The sequence below is a fragment of the Ramlibacter agri genome, from assembly GCF_012927085.1.
Taxonomy (GTDB): domain Bacteria; phylum Pseudomonadota; class Gammaproteobacteria; order Burkholderiales; family Burkholderiaceae_C; genus Ramlibacter; species Ramlibacter agri.
The window spans coordinates 373,868-390,035 of record NZ_JABBFX010000003.1 but is presented as its reverse complement, the minus strand read 5'-3'; the positions used below and the strand labels follow the sequence as shown (position 1 = coordinate 390,035).

The 16,168-nt window shown below is 69.2% G+C and carries 15 protein-coding genes and 1 riboswitch; of the genes, 5 read left to right on the top strand and 10 right to left on the bottom strand.

What is annotated here, in order from left to right:
* Position 1 precedes the first annotated feature (1 nt).
* A riboswitch (S-adenosyl-L-homocysteine riboswitch) is annotated at positions 2–73 on the bottom strand.
* 53 nt (positions 74–126) lie between these two features.
* Positions 127–1,098: a bile acid:sodium symporter family protein gene (locus HHL11_RS26470; protein WP_169421608.1), complete on the bottom strand. Its 972-nt coding sequence runs from the start codon at positions 1,096–1,098 to the stop codon at positions 127–129.
* A gap of 273 nt (positions 1,099–1,371) precedes the next feature.
* Between HHL11_RS26470 and HHL11_RS26465 the strand changes: the two genes are divergently transcribed.
* A complete protein-coding gene (locus tag HHL11_RS26465) occupies positions 1,372–2,457 on the top strand; it encodes an ATP-dependent DNA ligase (protein WP_169421607.1) in 1,086 nt (361 codons plus the stop codon).
* On the opposite strand, the gene HHL11_RS26460 is transcribed toward HHL11_RS26465, so the two are convergent.
* Positions 2,441–3,004 (bottom strand): DNA-3-methyladenine glycosylase I, encoded by a 564-nt coding sequence (locus tag HHL11_RS26460; protein ID WP_169421606.1) that lies wholly within the window; start codon positions 3,002–3,004, stop codon positions 2,441–2,443. The genes HHL11_RS26465 and HHL11_RS26460 overlap by 17 nt on opposite strands.
* Before the next feature lie 169 nt (positions 3,005–3,173).
* Here HHL11_RS26460 and HHL11_RS26455 point away from each other — a divergent pair, with 169 nt between their 5' ends.
* Entirely contained in the window at positions 3,174–4,814 is a 1,641-nt protein-coding gene (locus HHL11_RS26455) for a peptide chain release factor 3 (RefSeq protein ID WP_169421605.1), read from the top strand.
* Here the strand turns inward: HHL11_RS26455 and HHL11_RS26450 are convergent.
* From HHL11_RS26450 to HHL11_RS26425, 6 genes are read right to left on the bottom strand one after another with little or no spacing between them, the layout of a single operon-like run.
* The gene (locus HHL11_RS26450) at positions 4,716–6,452 is read right to left on the bottom strand and encodes a dipeptide ABC transporter ATP-binding protein (RefSeq protein ID WP_169421604.1); all 1,737 of its coding nucleotides are present in this window, start codon (positions 6,450–6,452) and stop codon (positions 4,716–4,718) included. The genes HHL11_RS26455 and HHL11_RS26450 overlap by 99 nt on opposite strands.
* Positions 6,449–7,267 (bottom strand): ABC transporter permease, encoded by an 819-nt coding sequence (locus HHL11_RS26445; protein ID WP_169421603.1) that lies wholly within the window; start codon positions 7,265–7,267, stop codon positions 6,449–6,451. The genes HHL11_RS26450 and HHL11_RS26445 overlap by 4 nt, the downstream gene beginning before the upstream one ends.
* Positions 7,264–8,208, bottom strand: a complete 945-nt coding sequence (locus tag HHL11_RS26440; RefSeq protein WP_169421602.1) for an ABC transporter permease — start codon at positions 8,206–8,208, stop codon at positions 7,264–7,266. The genes HHL11_RS26445 and HHL11_RS26440 overlap by 4 nt, the downstream gene beginning before the upstream one ends.
* Before the next feature lie 13 nt (positions 8,209–8,221).
* The gene (locus tag HHL11_RS26435) at positions 8,222–9,769 is read right to left on the bottom strand and encodes an ABC transporter substrate-binding protein (protein ID WP_169421601.1); all 1,548 of its coding nucleotides are present in this window, start codon (positions 9,767–9,769) and stop codon (positions 8,222–8,224) included.
* Positions 9,770–9,782: 13 nt separating this feature from the next.
* Entirely contained in the window at positions 9,783–10,643 is an 861-nt protein-coding gene (locus HHL11_RS26430; RefSeq protein ID WP_169421600.1) for an alpha/beta hydrolase, read from the bottom strand.
* Positions 10,640–11,749 (bottom strand): C45 family autoproteolytic acyltransferase/hydrolase, encoded by a 1,110-nt coding sequence (locus tag HHL11_RS26425; RefSeq protein ID WP_169421599.1) that lies wholly within the window; start codon positions 11,747–11,749, stop codon positions 10,640–10,642. Before HHL11_RS26425 ends, HHL11_RS26430 begins: the two co-directional genes overlap by 4 nt.
* 121 nt (positions 11,750–11,870) lie before the next feature.
* Between HHL11_RS26425 and HHL11_RS26420 the strand changes: the two genes are divergently transcribed.
* The 3 genes from HHL11_RS26420 to HHL11_RS26410 are packed head-to-tail and all read left to right on the top strand — an operon-like array spanning position 11,871 to position 14,706.
* Positions 11,871–12,650, top strand: a complete 780-nt coding sequence (locus tag HHL11_RS26420) for an IclR family transcriptional regulator (RefSeq protein ID WP_169421598.1) — start codon at positions 11,871–11,873, stop codon at positions 12,648–12,650.
* Complete coding sequence (locus tag HHL11_RS26415) at positions 12,650–13,897, top strand: S41 family peptidase (RefSeq protein WP_169421597.1); 1,248 nt, start codon at positions 12,650–12,652, stop codon at positions 13,895–13,897. Before HHL11_RS26420 ends, HHL11_RS26415 begins: the two co-directional genes overlap by 1 nt.
* 14 nt (positions 13,898–13,911) lie before the next feature.
* Positions 13,912–14,706, top strand: coding sequence for an HAD-IIB family hydrolase (locus HHL11_RS26410; RefSeq protein WP_169422290.1), 795 nt, complete (start codon positions 13,912–13,914; stop codon positions 14,704–14,706).
* On the opposite strand, the gene HHL11_RS26405 is transcribed toward HHL11_RS26410, so the two are convergent.
* Together HHL11_RS26405 and HHL11_RS26400 are read right to left on the bottom strand one after the other, a co-directional pair.
* Positions 14,692–15,489, bottom strand: a complete 798-nt coding sequence (locus HHL11_RS26405) for a gamma-glutamyl-gamma-aminobutyrate hydrolase family protein (protein ID WP_169421596.1) — start codon at positions 15,487–15,489, stop codon at positions 14,692–14,694. The genes HHL11_RS26410 and HHL11_RS26405 overlap by 15 nt on opposite strands.
* 85 nt (positions 15,490–15,574) lie before the next feature.
* Positions 15,575–16,099 carry a hypothetical protein gene (locus tag HHL11_RS26400; protein WP_169421595.1) on the bottom strand — a complete coding sequence of 175 codons (525 nt, stop codon included), beginning with the start codon at positions 16,097–16,099 and terminating at the stop codon, positions 15,575–15,577.
* Between the last annotated feature and the right edge of the window lie 69 nt (positions 16,100–16,168).

The following is a 16,168-nucleotide window of genomic DNA, read 5'->3' as shown; positions in this document are numbered from 1 at the left end:
GCGTGGGTGAGCGTCGTTGCATGGATGTCCGAGCCTCGCGTCCATGGCGGACGCTGCAACGCTCCTCGGTTGGGGGCGGATTCTACCGGAATGGCCCGCCCTTGCCACGGGCGGGCCATCGAGGAATCACGCCGGCTCGGCCTCGGCGCCAGCCGGCGCTTCGTCCTTGGGCTGGTCCTCGAAGCGCTGGTACCAGGTGGCCACCAGCCCGCCCGAGATGTTGTGCCACACGCTGAAGATCGCGCTGGGCACGGCGGCCAGCGGCGAGAAGTGGGCGGCGGCGAGCGCGGCGCCGAGGCCGGAGTTCTGCATGCCCACTTCGATGGACAGCGCCTTGCGCTTGGCCATCGGCATGCCCGTCAACTTGCCCAGCAGGTAGCCGAGCAGCAGGCCCAGGCCGTTGTGCAGCACCACCACGCCGAAGATCAGCAGGCCGCTGGTGGCCAGCTTCTGCTGGCTGGCTGCCACCACCGCGGCCACGATCGCCACGATGGCGACCACCGACACGAGCGGCAGCACGCCCACGGCCAGCTTCACCTTGTCACGCAGCAGCGACTGCGCGATGACGCCCAGCGCGATCGGCAGCATCACCACCTGCACGATCGACCAGAACATGGCCGCGGCATCGACGTGCAGCCACTGGCTGGCCAGCAGGTAGATCAGCGCCGGCGTGATCAGGGGCGCCAGCAGCGTGGTGACGGCGCTCACGGCGACCGACAGCGCCACGTCGCCCTTGGCCAGGAAGGTCATGACGTTGGAAGCCGTGCCGCTGGGGCAGCAACCCACCAGGATCACGCCGACGGCGATCTCCGGCGGCAGTTGCAGCAGCTTGCACAGCAGCCAGGCGAGGCCCGGCATGATGACGAAGTGGCCCAGGCAGGCGATGAACACGTGCCACGGGCGGCGGAAGACTTCGCGGAAGTCTTCCTTCGACAGGGTCAGGCCCATGCCGAACATGATGACGCCCAGCAGCGGGACGATGAAGGCCGCCAGGAACTTGAACTGGCCGGGGGCGAAATAGGCGAGCGCTGCGAACAGCAGCACCCAGAAGGCAAAGGTCTTGCCGACGAAATTGCTCAGGCGGACGAGGGCCTGCATGGGGGACTTCCTTGCGATCGAACGAGAACGGCTGACCGGCGGGGCGCCGGGAGAGATGCGCGGAAGGTGTGCTCCGCATGCGCGTCCGCCGGGTGGGCGGGCGTCCCGCCGGGCGGCGCGCGGCCGTCCGGACACACGGCAGGGTGCGCCGCAGACCTAGGGAATACCCTGATTTTACGGAGTACAGCGTTTCGCAGCGGCGCGGCAGGTTATTTCTTTGCGCGGCGGGGCGCGGCGGCCCCACGGCCCGCGTTCTTGCAGCTAAAAAGCAGGATGCCTTCCGCCACGCCCGCCCCGCCCATCGAACCGATGCTGGCCAAGATCGCCGAGGCCCTGCCCGAGGCGCCCGGCTTCCTGTTCGAGCCCAAGTGGGACGGTTTCCGCGCGCTCGTGTTCCGCGGCGCCGAGCAGACCTACCTGCAAAGCCGTGACCTGCGGCCGCTGAACCGCTACTTCCCCGAGCTGGAGAAGGCGCTGCACGAAGCCCTGCCCAAGGGTTGCGTGGTCGACGGCGAGATCGTCCTGGCCACGCCGCACGGGCTGGACTTCGACGCGCTGCAGCAGCGCATCCACCCCGCACCCTCGCGCATCGCGCGGCTGGCCAAGGAGACGCCGGCCAGCTTCGTCGCCTTCGACCTGCTGGCCGCCGGCGGCAGATCGACGATGGAGCTGCCGCAAGCCGAGCGCCGCACGCGGCTGGAGCGCCTGCTGGCCAAGGCCAGGCCGCCGCTGCATCTGACGCCGGTGACGCGCGACCGCGCGCAGGCCGAGGAGTGGCTGCAGAAGTTCGAAGGCGCGGGGCTGGACGGCGTGATGGCCAAGCTGGAGAACGCCACCTACCAGCCCGGCAAGCGCGCCATGCTCAAGATCAAGCACGTGCGCAGCGCCGATTGCGTGGTGGCCGGCTTCCGCTGGTACAAGGACAGCAACGACGCCATCGGCTCGCTGCTGCTGGGGCTCTACGACGACGACGGCGTGCTGCAGCACGTGGGCGTCACGTCCTCCTTTGCCATGGAGATGCGCAAGTCGGTGCTGCAGGAGCTGGAGCCCTTGCGCGAGGGCGCGCTGGAGCAGCATCCGTGGCGCGACTGGGCCGGGGCGGCGACGGGCGAGTCGCAGCGCATGCCCGGCGCACAGAGCCGCTGGAGCGGCGGCAAGGACCTGGGCTGGGAGCCGCTGCGGCCGGAGCGCGTGTGCGAGGTCAAGTACGACCACCTGCAGGGCGAGCGCTTCCGCCACGCCGCCGTGTTCCTGCGCTGGCGGCCCGACAAGCCGCCGCAGGAGTGCCGCTACGACCAGCTGGAAGTGACGACGCCGTTCGAGCTGGCGAAGGTGTTCGGGGCTAAGGCTTCCGCTTGAAGCACCCGTGCGCGTGGTCCTCCACGATCCCCACCGCCTGCATCCACGCGTAGACGATCACCGGCCCGACGAAGTTGAAGCCGCGCTGGCGCAGCTCGCGGGAGATCTCCGTCGACAGCGGCGTGCTGGCCGGCACGTGCTGGCCGTCGCCGTGCAGCACCTTGCCGTCCGTGAAGGACCAGCAGAACTCGGCGAAGTCCTCGCCGCGGTCCTGCATGTCGCACCAGATCTTGGCGCCGGCGATGGTCGCCTCGATCTTGGCGCGCGAGCGGACGATGCCGGGGTTGTCCAGCAGCGCCGCCACCTGCTTCTCGCCGAAGCGGGCCACCTTGCGCGGGTCGAAGCCGGCGAAGCCTTTGCGGAAGGCTTCCCGCTTGTGCAGGATGGTCCGCCAGGACAGCCCCGCCTGGAAGCCTTCCAGCATCAGCATCTCCCACAGCATGCGCGGGTCGCGCTGGGGGACGCCCCATTCCTCGTCGTGGTACTTCGCCATCAGGGCGTCGTCGCCGTTGGCCCAGGAGCAGCGTTGGAGTTGTTCGGTCGGCATGACCGCGCATCATGCGTCATTCCCGCCGAGGCGCAAACCGCCAATCTCCAGCGCGATCCCGTCCTTTTCCACCGCCGCGCCACCTGCATCGCGACGGCATGGGACAATACGCCCTCAGACACGGCCGGTCCCAAACCCGGCCGTTTGCCTTCCCCCGGAGTCCCTCGCCTTGTCCGCTTCGCCCTTTGCCGCCGAAGTGCGGCGCCGCCGTACCTTCGCCATCATTTCCCACCCCGACGCCGGCAAGACGACGTTGACGGAAAAGCTGCTGCTGTTCTCCGGCGCGATCCAGATCGCGGGCGCGGTGAAGGGCCGCAAGGCTTCACGCCACGCCACCTCCGACTGGATGGAGATCGAGAAGCAGCGCGGCATCTCGGTGGCCTCGTCCGTCATGCAGATGCTGTACCGCGACCACGTGGTCAACCTGCTGGACACCCCGGGCCACAAGGACTTCTCCGAAGACACCTATCGCGTGCTGACGGCCGTGGACGCCGCGCTGATGGTGATCGACGCCGCCAACGGCGTGGAAGCGCAGACCAAGCGCCTGATCGAGGTCTGCCGCCAGCGCGACACGCCCATCATCACCTTCGTCAACAAGATGGACCGCGAGGTGCGCGAGCCCCTGGATATCCTCGACGAAGTCGAGCGCGAGCTGGGCATGCCCTGCGTGCCCATGACCTGGCCCGTGGGCAAGGGCAAGAGCTTCGGCGGCATCATGAACCTGCGCTCGCAGGCCATGACCGTGTTCGAGTCCGGCAGCGAGCGCCGCCCGCAGGACTTCGACACCATTCCGCTGGCCGACGGCGCGGAACTGCAGAAGCGCTTCGGCCTCGACTACGACGCCGCCGCCGAGAGCATGGAACTGGCCGTCGGCGCCTCGCCCGAGTGGAACCACGCGGACTTCCTGGCCGCCAGGCAGACGCCGGTGTTCTTCGGCTCCGCCGTCAACAACTTCGGCGTGATGGAAGTGCTGGACGCCCTGGTCGACCTGGCGCCGCCGCCGCAGGCGCGCAAGAGCAGCGCGGTCGTCAACCGCCAGCCGGTCGAGCGCATCGTGGAGCCCGACGACGAAGCCTTCTCCGGCGTCGTCTTCAAGGTGCAGGCCAACATGGACCCGTCGCACCGCGACCGCATCGCCTTCGTCCGCATGGCCTCGGGCAAGTTCACGCCCGGCATGAAGCTGAAGGTGCAGCGCACGGCCAAGGAACTGCGGCCGACCTCCGTGGTGACCTTCATGTCGCAGCGGCGCGAGGCGGTGGACGAGGCTTACGCCGGCGACATCATCGGCTTCACCACGCACGGCGGCGTGCAGCTGGGCGACACCATCACCGACGGCAGCGTGAGCCTGCAGTACACCGGCCTGCCCTTCTTCGCGCCCGAACTGTTCATGGTCGTGGTGCTGAAGAACCCGCTGCGCACCAAGCAGCTGCAGCAGGGCCTGGCCCAGCTCGGCGAGGAAGGCGCGATCCAGGTGTTCCGCCCCGAGATCGGCGGCCCGATGCTGCTGGGCGCGGTCGGCCAGCTGCAGTTCGAAGTGGTCCAGCACCGCCTGAAGACCGAATACGACTGCGACGTGCGGCTGGAAGGCTGCCCTTACACCGGCGCGCGCTGGATCACGGCGGACACGCCGGCCGAGCTCAAGGCGTTCACGGACGCCTATCCGCAGCGGCTGTCGCTGGACGCGGCCAACGCGCTGGCCTTCCTGTGCACCTCACCGTACGACGTGCGGCTGGCCCAGGAGCGTTTCCCCAAGATCCACTTCCACCTGCTGCGCGAGCACGCCGGGCTGTCGCTGCAGAACGCCGGCTGATTCGCCGGCCAGGCGCCAGCGCAGCTTCACCCCGCCGGAGCCGGTGGGCTCCAGCGCGGGGATGGCCGACAGCAGGGTCCGGGTGTAGTCGTGGCGCGGGCTGTCGAAGATCTCGTCGCGGCTGCCCTGCTCCACGATGCGGCCCTGCTCCATCACGACGACGCGGTCGGCTACCTGCTCCACCACCGCCAGGTCGTGGCTGATGAACATGCAGGCGAAGCCATGCCGCGCCTGCAGGTCCGCGAACAGGTCCAGCACCTGCGCGCGCACCGTCATGTCCAGCGCGGACACGGGCTCGTCGGCGATCACGAAGCGCGGCCGCCGCGCCACTGCCCGCGCGATGGCCACTCGCTGCCGCTGGCCGCCCGAGAGCTCGTGCGGATAGCGGTCGCGATACGAAGCCGCCAGGCCCACTTCCTCCAGCGCTTCGTCCACGCGCGCGGTTTGCCGGGCCGCCGTCAGCGCGAGGTGGCGCAGCGATTCGCCGATCGCCGCGGCGATGGTCATGCGCGGGTCCAGCGAGGAATACGGATCCTGGAACACCATCTGGCAGTTGAGCCGGTAGTCGCGCCAGGCCGGCTGCCCGCGCTCGCCCACGGGCATGCCGTCGAACCGGATCCCGCCGCCGGAAGGTGACAACAGGCCGGCGATGGCGCGACCCAGAGTGGTCTTGCCCGAGCCGCTGCCACCCACGACAGCCAGCACCTCGCCCGGCTGGATGGCCAGGTCGATCCCATGCAGCGCGCGCTTGGCCTCGCCCTTGCGAAAGGCGCCGCTCCTGGCGGCGTAATCCACCGTCAGGCCCTTCACCTCCACGAGGGGACGCGGCGCCGGAGCGATGACCTTGGGCGCCAGCCGGCGCGGCATCGCATCCAGGAGCTTGCGGGTGTAAGGGTGCTGCGGCGCGGCCATCAGCTGCGCGGTCGGACCCTGCTCCACCACCTCGCCCTGGGACATGACGATCACGCGGTCGGTGTAGCGCGCCACCATCGACAGGTCGTGGCTGATCATCAGCACCGCGGTCTGCTCGGTGCGCGCCAGGCCCACCATCAGTTCCACCACTTCCTTCTGCACCACGGCGTCGAGCGCGGTGGTGGGTTCGTCGGCGATCAGCAGCGCCGGCTTCAGCAGCATCACCGAGGCCAGCATGATCCGCTGCCGCATGCCGCCCGAGAACTCGTGCGGATAGGCGCGCAGCGCTTGCTCCACGTCGCCGATGCCCACGCGCCGCAGCATGTCCGTCATCAGCCGGTGGCGCTCGTCGGCGCCCACGCGGCAATGCTTGACCAGCCCTTCCTCCAGCTGCGCCCGGATCCGCATGGCCGGATTCAGCGAGGTCATGGGCTCCTGGAACACCATGCCGACGCGGCCGCCGCGCACGGCCCGCAATTCCTTCGGCGACAGCGCGTGCACGTCGCGGCCCTCGAAAGCGATGCTGCCGCCAGCGCGGCGGATCGCCACGGGCTCCAGCCGCATCAGTGCGCGGGCCACCATGGTCTTGCCGCTGCCGGATTCGCCGACGATGCCGACCAGTTCACCGGGCTGCACCTCGAAGGACACGCTCTCCACCACGCGCTTGCCGCTGGCGGCCACTTCCAGCGACAGGCCGTCCACGCGGACCAGGGCTTGCGGATTCATCGGGCGCCTCGCATGCGCGGGTCCAGGCGGTCGCGCAGCGCGTCGCCCAGCAGGTTGATGCCCAGCAAGGTGAGCGAGATGCACAAGCCGGGGAAGATCCCCAGCCACACGGCCTGTTCGAAATGCGGCCGGCTGGCGGCCAGCATGTTGCCCCAGGTGGGCGCCGGCGGCGGCACGCCCAGGCCCAGGAAGCTCAGCGCGCTCTCCGACAGCAGGGCCCAGCCGAACATCGAGGTTGCCAGCACCGTGATGGGCGCCGTGCAATTGGGCACGATGTGCCGCAGCATGGTGAAGGTCTCGGAGTTGCCCATCACGCGCGAGGCATCGACGAACTCGCGCTCGCGCAGCGACAGCACGGCGGAGCGCACGACCCGCGTCACGGACGGCGTGTATGCGATCGCCAGCGCGGCGATGATGCCCCAGCGGTTGGCGCCGAACACGGACAGCAGGCCCAGCGCCAGCAGGATGCCAGGGAAAGCCAGCAACGCGTCGGTGAACGCGCCGACGACGCGGTCGAAGGTTCCGCGCACATAGCCGGTGAGCACGCCCAGCGCGGTGCCCGCCAGCACGGCGCTGACAACGGCGAACAGGCTGATCGAGGCGCTGCTGGCAGCGCCCTTCATGATGCGGCTCAGGACGTCGCGGCCGAATTCGTCGGTGCCCAGCCAGTGGGCCGCGTTCGGCGCCGAGAAGCGCGCGGCGAAGTCCAGCGCCATCGGATCGTAAGGCGTCCAGACGGCGCCCAGCATGGCGCCGCCCAGCACGAAGGCCATGATCAGGCCGCCGAACAGCGCGTTGGGAGCGACGCGCTTCATTGGGCCGTGACCCGCGGATCGAACAGCGGGTAGAGAAGGTCGACGACGAGGTTCACCAGCACGTAGACGAAGGCGATGAGGAGCAGGCAGCCCTGGATGACGGGGTAGTCGCGCCCGAAGATGGAATCCACCAGCAAGCGGCCCAGGCCCGGGATGGTGAACACGGTCTCCACCACGGCGATGCCGCCCAGCAGGTTGCCGAGCACCAGGCCGAGCAGGGTCCAGGTCGGGCCGAAGCTGTTGTGGAAGGCATGGCGCCACATCACCTCGCCTTCGCTCAGGCCCTTGGCCCGTGCGTGGGTGATGTAGTCCAGCCGCAGCACTTCCAGCGTGCTCGCGCGCGCCATGCGCACCACCACGCCGATCTCGTGCAGGAACAGCGTGAGGACCGGCATCAGCAGGTACAGCAAGGCCTTGCCCGGGGCCTCCGCGAAGCCGACATAGCCAACCACCGGCAGCCAACCGAGCTTGAGTCCGAACAGCAGCAGCACCAGCAGGCCGAGCCAGAAGGTCGGGATCGAAAGCAGCAGCGTGGACAGGCCGACAACTGCCAGGTCCACCGCGCTGTCCTGCCGCCATGCGGCCACCATGCCGGCCGGCACGGCAACGAAAGCGGCCAGCAGCACCGCGACCAGCACGATGCGCGCGCTGATCACGAAGCGGTCCAGCACCAGCGGCAGCACCGGCTGCTGCGAGGTGATGGACTGCCCGAGGTCGCCATGCAGCAGGTTGGCGAGCCAGGTCAGGTACTGCTGCGGCAGGCTCTGGTCCAGGCCCAGGCGGTGCCGCAGGTCGGCGAGCGCGGCTGGCGTGGCGAGGTCGCCGAGCATCAGCGACGCCGGATCGCCCGGCACCAGCCGCACCAGCGCGAACACGGCCACCGACACGATGAACAGCGTGGGCACCGCCATCGCGAGGCGCCGGGCAATGAAACTCAGCATGCGCAGCGTCCGGTCAGCGGGTGACCTTCACCTCCCACAGGCGCGGCTTGGTTGCCACCCAGGGCCGGAAGCCCTGCATCCGCCTGGAGACGGCGTTCACCTGCACTTCGTTGAACAGCATCAGCATGGGGATGTCCTGCTGGAAGCTCTTGTGCAGCTCGTCGAAGATCCTGCGACGCTCGGCCTCGTCGGAGCTGGCGCTGGCCTTCTCGATCAGCGCCAGCGCCTGCGGGTTCTCCCACACCTTGCGCGGCTGCTTGTCCTTGGGGCCGGAGAACTGCTCGTAGCTCAGGGCCGGGTCCAGCCGCGCCGAATAGGAGAACGCCATCATCTGGTAGTTGCCCTTGTTGTAGCGATCGAGCTGGGTCGCCCACTCGAGCACCTCGATCTCCACGTTGAGGCCGACGGCCTGCATCATCTGCTGCGAGATCAGGGCGATGTTGAAGCTGGGGCGCGCGGCCCGCTTGTTCGTGATCATCTTGATCACCTCGCCCTTGTAGCCGGCTTCCTGCAGCAGCTTGCGGGCCAGCGCGGGGTCGTACCTGTAGCCCTGCTTCTGCGTCTCGTCGTAGAAGGGCGAACCGGTGTGGATGACGGAGGGGTTGGGCTTTGCCAGGCCGCTGGTCACGGCCGGGACCAGCTGGCGCAGGTCCAGCGCGTGCGAAATCGCTTCGCGGATCTTCTGCTTGCCCATGACCGGGTCGCGCGTCTGGAACAGGATCACTTCCTTGACGCCGTTGGTGGTGGTCTGCACGTCCACGTTGGGCGCCTTCTGCAGGTCCAGCAGGTCGCTGTCCAGCATTTCCGCGGTGTCGATCGCGCCCGAGACGATGGCCGCCTTGGTGGTGGCCGGGTCGGGGATGACCATGAACTTGACGGCGTCCACCAGCGGCCGCTTGGCGCCCGTGTAGCCGTCGGTGTCCTTGCCGGCCGGCGAGACGTAGCCGGCGAACTTCGACAGCTTCACGTACTCGCCGCGCTTCCACTCATCCAGCTTGAAGGGACCGGTGCCGACCGGCGCCTTGAAGCTGCCGTCGGCGTTGAGCGAGTCCTTGTGGATCACGCCGGCCCCGGCGCAGTCCGGGCGCGCGAGCGTGTCCAGGAACAGGCCGTTGGGCTTGTTGATGCGCATCACCACGGTCTGCGGGTTGGGCGCCGTCACGGACTCCACCTTCAAGCCATTGCGTCCGTCGAACTCCGACAGGCAGCGCCAGTCGGTTTTCGGATCCATGTAGCGGTTCCAGCTCCACAGGACGTCCGCCGCCGTCAGCGGCGCGCCGTTGTGGAACTTGACGCCCTTGCGCAGCGTGAAGGTGTAGGTGACGCCGTCCTTGGCCAGCGCCACGTTCTCCGCCAGCAGCGGGCCGACGCTGCCGTTCTCGCGCATCGCGACCAGGCCTTCCACCATGTGCAGCATGACCGCGTCGGTGTTGTCGTCGCGGTTGACGCCGGGGTTCAGGCTGCGGATGTCGGCGTTGCGCGCCACGTTCACGGTCTGCGCGGGCGCCGCGGCGGCGAAGCCCAGTGCGGCGGCGAGGACGAGTGCGGTTCTGGAGTTCATGGAGTCCCTTGTCTCAGGCACGCGCGGCGGCACGGCGCGCACGCAGTTGTTCGGCGAGGAAGTCCTCGATGGCGGGCACGCACTTGGCGCCGTCATGCGGGATGTTGGGCAGCACGTCCAGCCGGGCGTTCACCCCGGCTTCCTGCAAGGAGCGCTGCAGGGTGCCCGCGCGTTCCACGCGGGTGCGGCCGGCGTCGTTGGCGCCCGGCATCCAGTGCTTGCCGCCTTCCTTGTGGGTGATCTCCCAGGTCTCGGTGTCGGCGGCGCCCACCACCAGCTGCACCGGCAGCTTGCGCAGGGCCTGCAGGTCGGGCGCGATGCCGAAGCGCTCCTGCGCGTCGGCCGTGCCCACCCACCAGTTGCGCCTGGCGTCCAGCAAGGTGACGGAGCCGGGCGCGCCGATGGTGAGCGCCCACAGGCGCGGCGCGTGCAGCAGGCCGAAGCGGTTCACGTACTGGCCGCCACCGGAGTAGCCGGCCAGCGCGAACTGCTCGAAGCGCCGGCCGTACTTCGCGCCGACTTCGTCCACCATGTCCAGCAGCAGCTGGTCGTAGCGCACGTTGCCTTCGCGCAGGTGCTTGAAGCCGTCGCGGTTGCCGTCGCCCATCACGCCGGCCGGGAACAGCGGGCACAGGATGATGCAGTCGTTCCAGCGGCCGAAGGGCGACATCAGGTCGCGGTACTTCATGAAGGCGCGGCCGGTGCCGTGCACCATCACCACCAGCTCGGTCGCGGGGCCCAGGCTGCGCGGCACGTACAGGCAGTAGCTGAAGCGCGGGTCGCGGGCGTGGGCGAAGACGATGGTCTCTTCGAAGTCGTAGAGCGCCGCGCCCTTGGCGGTGGCATCGGCGGAAGCGGGGGGCGTCACCGTCATTGCAGGTCCAGGCTGTAGGTGGTGAATTCGCGATTGAGCGCGGGCAGCGGCGCCACTTCCATGCGGCCGGCGGCGGGGTCCATCAGCACCATGGCCACGGAGGCGCTCATGTTGCCTTCCACCGTCATGCGCGGCGGGCGGCACACCGACCAGGGCTTGGCGAAGTCGTCGAAGAAGGCGGCGCGCAGGTGGTCCAGGCCCAGCTTGCCGCTGTCGGCTTCCAGCAGCTGGCGCACGCGGACGTCGCGATAGAGCGAATCCGGCGAGTTCGCGATGCCGGTGTCGCGCAGCTTGCCCAGCGCCACGGGGCTCTGCCAGTGGTTGGCGTGCACCAGCATGCCGTTGACGGGATGCACCAGGAAGCTTTCGTCCGGCGCGCATTCGATGTCCAGGCCGAAGCCGCCGGCGTGGCTCACCATCAGGTTGTTCGATGCCGACTTCGGCGTGGCGTACACGGTGCGCAGGGCCAGCGCCACGTGCTCGGTCTCCAGCACCTTGCGGCGCAGCAGCGCCAGCGGCACGCCCGCCTGCGTGTAGTCGCGATCGCAACTGAGGTAGTTGGCCGTGACGGCGATGCCGGCGGAATTGAGGCCGCAGCGCGCCAGCCCGCCCGCTTCGGTCATGGTGAGGATGTCGGGGCCGTCCTCGCGCCGGATCTTCAGCACCACGGTGGATTCGGCGCATTCGGCGCGCCAGTCCCAGTTCTGCCCGTGCAGCAGGCGGCCGGAAGCCGTCACCGAAGGCAGCAGGATGGCGCCGGTGCAGCCGTCCGGGTGCTGGTCCAGCCGCTTCAGCTCGCTCTCGCGCTGCGCCAGCCGCAGGATCTCGGTGCGGGCGTTGATCATCGCCACGTCGCTCAGCTCCAGCCCGGCGCCTTCGGCGATGCCGCGCATCTCCTCGACGTAGGCCGGGTCGAAGGCCTCGATCTTCGGCAGGAAGGCCTGCACGATGGGCTCGATGTCCGAGCGGCCCAGGGCCATGCCCTGGATCTGGCCGCCATAGATGCTCACGCTGCGGTGAATGCGGTCGCGGGCCTGGCGGCCGTACTGCAGTCCGCGTTCGCGCGGGCCGCCGGTGAGCGTGATGAGGGGAAACGGGGGAGTCATCGCAGGCGAGCGGTTCGTAGAATGAGGTCTCGGTTCGCCTATTAAAACAACTCAAGCGACTTCGGAACAATAGGCGAAACCCTGGTTCACTGTTCGAACCACCACACCCAGAATGGAACCCATGGATTACACGGTCGCCGCCGTCGACGAAGCGCTGAACCTGCTGTTCCTGGTGGCGCAGCAGCCGGGGCTGGGCCTGTCGGAACTGGCCAAGCGCTCGGGCAACACCAAGGCGCGCAGCTTTCGCCTCCTGACGACGCTGGAGCAGCGCGACATGGTGCGGCGGCGCGGCGACCCGGCCACCTATTGCCTGGGCTTCAAGGCGCTGCACCTCGGCGCCGCCGCCACGGCGCAGATCGACCTGGTGCAGGTGGTGCAGGAGCCGCTGCAGCGCCTGGGCGCGCAGTTCAACGAAACCTGCGCCGTGCGCATCCGCGACGGGCTGGAGACGGTGTGCATCGCCAAGTGGGAGTCCACCCAGTCGCTGCGGGTGCACGGCGAGGTGGGGCGCCGCCGGCCGCTGTATGCCGGCGCCTCCAGCAAGCTGCTGCTCTCCGCCGCGCCCGCCGACGTGGTGGAAACCGTGATGGCGATGGAGCGGCAGCGCTTCACCGCGGCGACGCCGGCCACCAAGACGGCCCTGGCGCAGGAACTGCGCAAGGTGCGAACGCAGGGCTACGCCCTCTCGATCGGCGAGCGCGCGCCCGACACCGCGGCGATCGCCGTACCGGTGCGGGACGCCAGCGGCCAGGTCGTCGCCGCCCTCAGCATCTCCACCCCGGCCAGCCGCATGACGGAACAGGTGGATGCCTTCCTGCGTGCCCTGCAGCAACAGGCGCAGGAAGCTTCCCGCCTTCTCGGTTACGTGCAAACCCCTGGCGGGACGGCGGGAGGGCAATAATGGGCGGCTCGCATCCGCCGGTGAAGTCCAACATGCACAAGCCCTCGTCCCTCCGGTTGCCTTCCGTGGCCCTGGCCGCGTCCCTGCTGCTTGCCGCCTGCGGCGGCGGGGGCGGTGGCGGCGACAGCGGGAGTTCCACCCCGACCACGCCGCCCTCGACCCGCTTCGGGGCCTCGTCCAACTACGCCGGCATCTGCACGCTGGACGGCCAGAAGCAGTTCATCCGCGCATACATGGACGAGGTGTACTACTGGTACAACGAGATCCCCGACGTCGACGCGGCGGCCTTCAGCAACATCACCGACTACTTCAACGCGCTGCTGGTGAAGACGCCCGACGCCAATGGCCAGCCCAAGGACCGCTTCAGCGCCGTGCTGCCCACGTCGGCGGTCGCCGCCGCGCTGTCGCAGAACCTGCTGCCCGCGCGAGCGACCGCGGTCGACAGCACGGCCCTGTCGCTCAGCACCGCCGTGCCGCAGGCCAACGTGATCACCTCGCCCGGCACCGGCCGCAAGGTGGGCTACATCCAGTTCAACGACTTCAGCATCGGCGCGCAGGACGAGCTGATCACCGACTTCCGCAACATGCAGAGCGCAGGCGTGCAGGACCTGGTGCTGGACCTGCGCTTCAACTCCGGCGGCTACCTGTACATCGCCCAGAGCACGGCGTCCATGGTCACGGGCGCGGGCAACGTCGGCAAGACCTTCGAGCAGCTCACGTACAACGACAAGCGCGGCGCCGAGACGGCGGCCAGCCGGCTGCCCTTCATCAACACCGTGACGACGCCGGAGAGCCAGTTCGGCGTGGGCACTGCGCTGCCCCAGCTGAACCTGCCGCGCGTGTACGTGCTGACCTCGGGCCTCACCTGCTCGGCGAGCGAGTCGGTCATCAACAGCCTGCGCGGCGTCGACGTGCAGGTGGTCACCGTCGGCGGCACCACCTGCGGCAAGCCCTATGGTTTCCACCAGCGCAACAATTGCGGCTACGCCTATTTCCCGATCGAGTTCAAGGGCACCAACAACAAGGGCTTCGGTGACTACACCACCGGCTTCTCTCCCACCTGCACCGTGACCGACAACCGCAGCACCACCCCCGGAAGCGGCGGCGACCCCCTGTTCCAGGCCGCCATCCACCACATCGACACTGGCGCCTGCCCCGCGGGCGCCGCCACCGCGCAGAGCAGCATCCCGCAGCTGGACCTGGAAGAAAGCGCACGCCCGGCCTGGGCCGGACGGATCCTCAATTGACGCGCCGCGCTTCCATGCAGCCGCTGGCCGGCTGGCCCGCGGCTGCGCGCGCCGGCATCGCCGGCGTGCTGACCGACATCGACGACACGCTCACCACCAATCACGCGGTCACGCCCGACGTGCTGCAGGCGCTGGATGCCTTGCGCGCGGCCGGCGTGCACGTCATCCCTATCACGGGCCGGCCGGTCGGCTGGAGCGAGCCCTTCGCGCTGCAGTGGCCGGTGGATGCCATCGTGGCCGAGAACGGCGCGGTCGCCCTGACGCATGGCGCCATGCCACTCCAGCTGCGCAAGCTGTACGTGCAGCCCGAACCGGTGCGCTCGGCCAACTACGAGCGCATGCAGCAGGTGGCGCAGCGCATCGTGCGCGAGGTGCCGGGCGCGACCGTCTCGCAGGACAGCCCGGGCCGCGAAACCGACATCGCCATCGACCACAGCGAATTCGCGCACCTGCCGCAAGCGCAGATCGATCGCGTCGTGGCGATCATGCGTGAGGAAGGCATGAACGCGACGGTCAGCTCGATCCACGTCAACGGCTGGTACGGCGACCACAACAAGCTGTCCGGCGCGCGCTGGGTGGTGCGCGAGCTGCTCGGGCGTGACCTCGACGCCGAGCTGCAGCGCTGGGTGTACGTGGGCGATTCGACCAACGACGTGCTGATGTTCGAGCACTTCCCGCACAGCGTGGGCGTGGCGAACATCCGCCGCTTCGAGGCACAGCTGGCGTTCAAGCCGGCGTATGTGGCCGATGGCGAGCGCGGGGCTGGCTTCGCCGAGGTGGCGCGGGCCATCCTGTCAGCCCGGGGCTGACCGGCCCTCCGGCTCCGCATCCTTCACGCGCCGCGCTTCCCGGCAGGCCGATGCAAAGGCCTGCAGCGTGCGCTCGTAGAAGGGATGCTGCTCGTGGTGCCACTCGGGGTGCCACTGCACGCCATACGCGAAGCCCTGCGCCCCGGCGACGCGCACGCCTTCCACCAATCCATCGGGCGCGCGTGCCTCGGCAATCAGCCCTTCACCCAGCCGCTTGATGCCCTGGCCGTGCAACGAGTTGACCCTGGCGCGCGTGCCACCGGCCCATTGCGCGAAGGCGCTGCCCGCTTCCAGCAGCACGTCGTGGGCTTCGGCGAACTGCACCGCCAGGTCCTCGCTCTCGGGCTCGCGGTGGTCCAGCATGCCGGCCTCGCCATGCACCACCTGGTACAGGCTGCCGCCGAGGGCCACGTTCATTTCCTGCAGCCCGCGGCAGACGCCGAACAGCGGCACGCCGCCGACCAGCGCCTCGCGCACCAGCCGCATCGTCAGCTTGTCGCGCCGAGGATCCAGCAGGTCGGTGGCCAGCGCGGTCGCGCCGAAGTGCGTGGCCTCCACGTTGGACGGCGAGCCGGTGAGCAGCACGCCGTCCACCAGCGGCAGCAGGCAGGGCACGTCCTCCGCTTCGGCCATCGGAAACAGCACGGGCTGCAGGCCGAGCGCGGTGACGGCGGCCGCATAGCGATCGCCCAGCACCGAGTAGCCACCGGGATCCGAGAGGTCCAGGTTGCGGTGGCAGGCCGGCAACCAGACGAGGGGTTTGTGCGGGGTCTTCCTGGCCATGGAATGCCTCGGCGCTCATCGTGCCAAGGCGCATCCATGGCCGCGCCGCCAGCGCCGCCGATTCGCGCGTCGGACGCGGCCGACGTCAGCAGCCGCCGGGGCGGTTGCCGCGCATCGGGATGGTGGCGGTCAGCGTGATGGTGCGGCCGGTGCCCTGCGTGGACGTGAACACCGCGCCGGTGTAGACGACCTGGTTGTTGGCCTTGTCCACGGTGGCGCCCGCCGAACCCTGCAGCGAGAACTCGATCGCATCGACCGAGATGAAGGTCGTCGACAGCGCGGTGCTATCGGGCACGTAGCGGATGTCGCCGTCCATCATGCGGTTCGGGTTGCCCACCTGCGGCAGGCTGTTGAATTTGAAGCGGCAGGTGTTGTCGCTGCCGCTGATGGGTTCCACGTGCGTGACGTTGTTGGTGTTGAGGTTGTCCGTCGCATAGCTGCCGTTCAGCGCCGCGTCGGCGGCGGTCGCGCCGGCGATGGTGGCCGAAGCGGGAGAGCCCGAGGGCGTGGGCGTCTTGTCCTCGACGAAGAGGCCCTCGTCGCCGCCGCCGCAGGCGGTGAGCAGGGATGCGGCCAGCACGGCCATCGAGCAATACAGCGCTGCTTTCACTTTCAAACTCCGCAAGTGGAAGGAACGCAGAGTCTGGAAAGGCGCGCGTGTAAAGTTCGTCGGACAGCG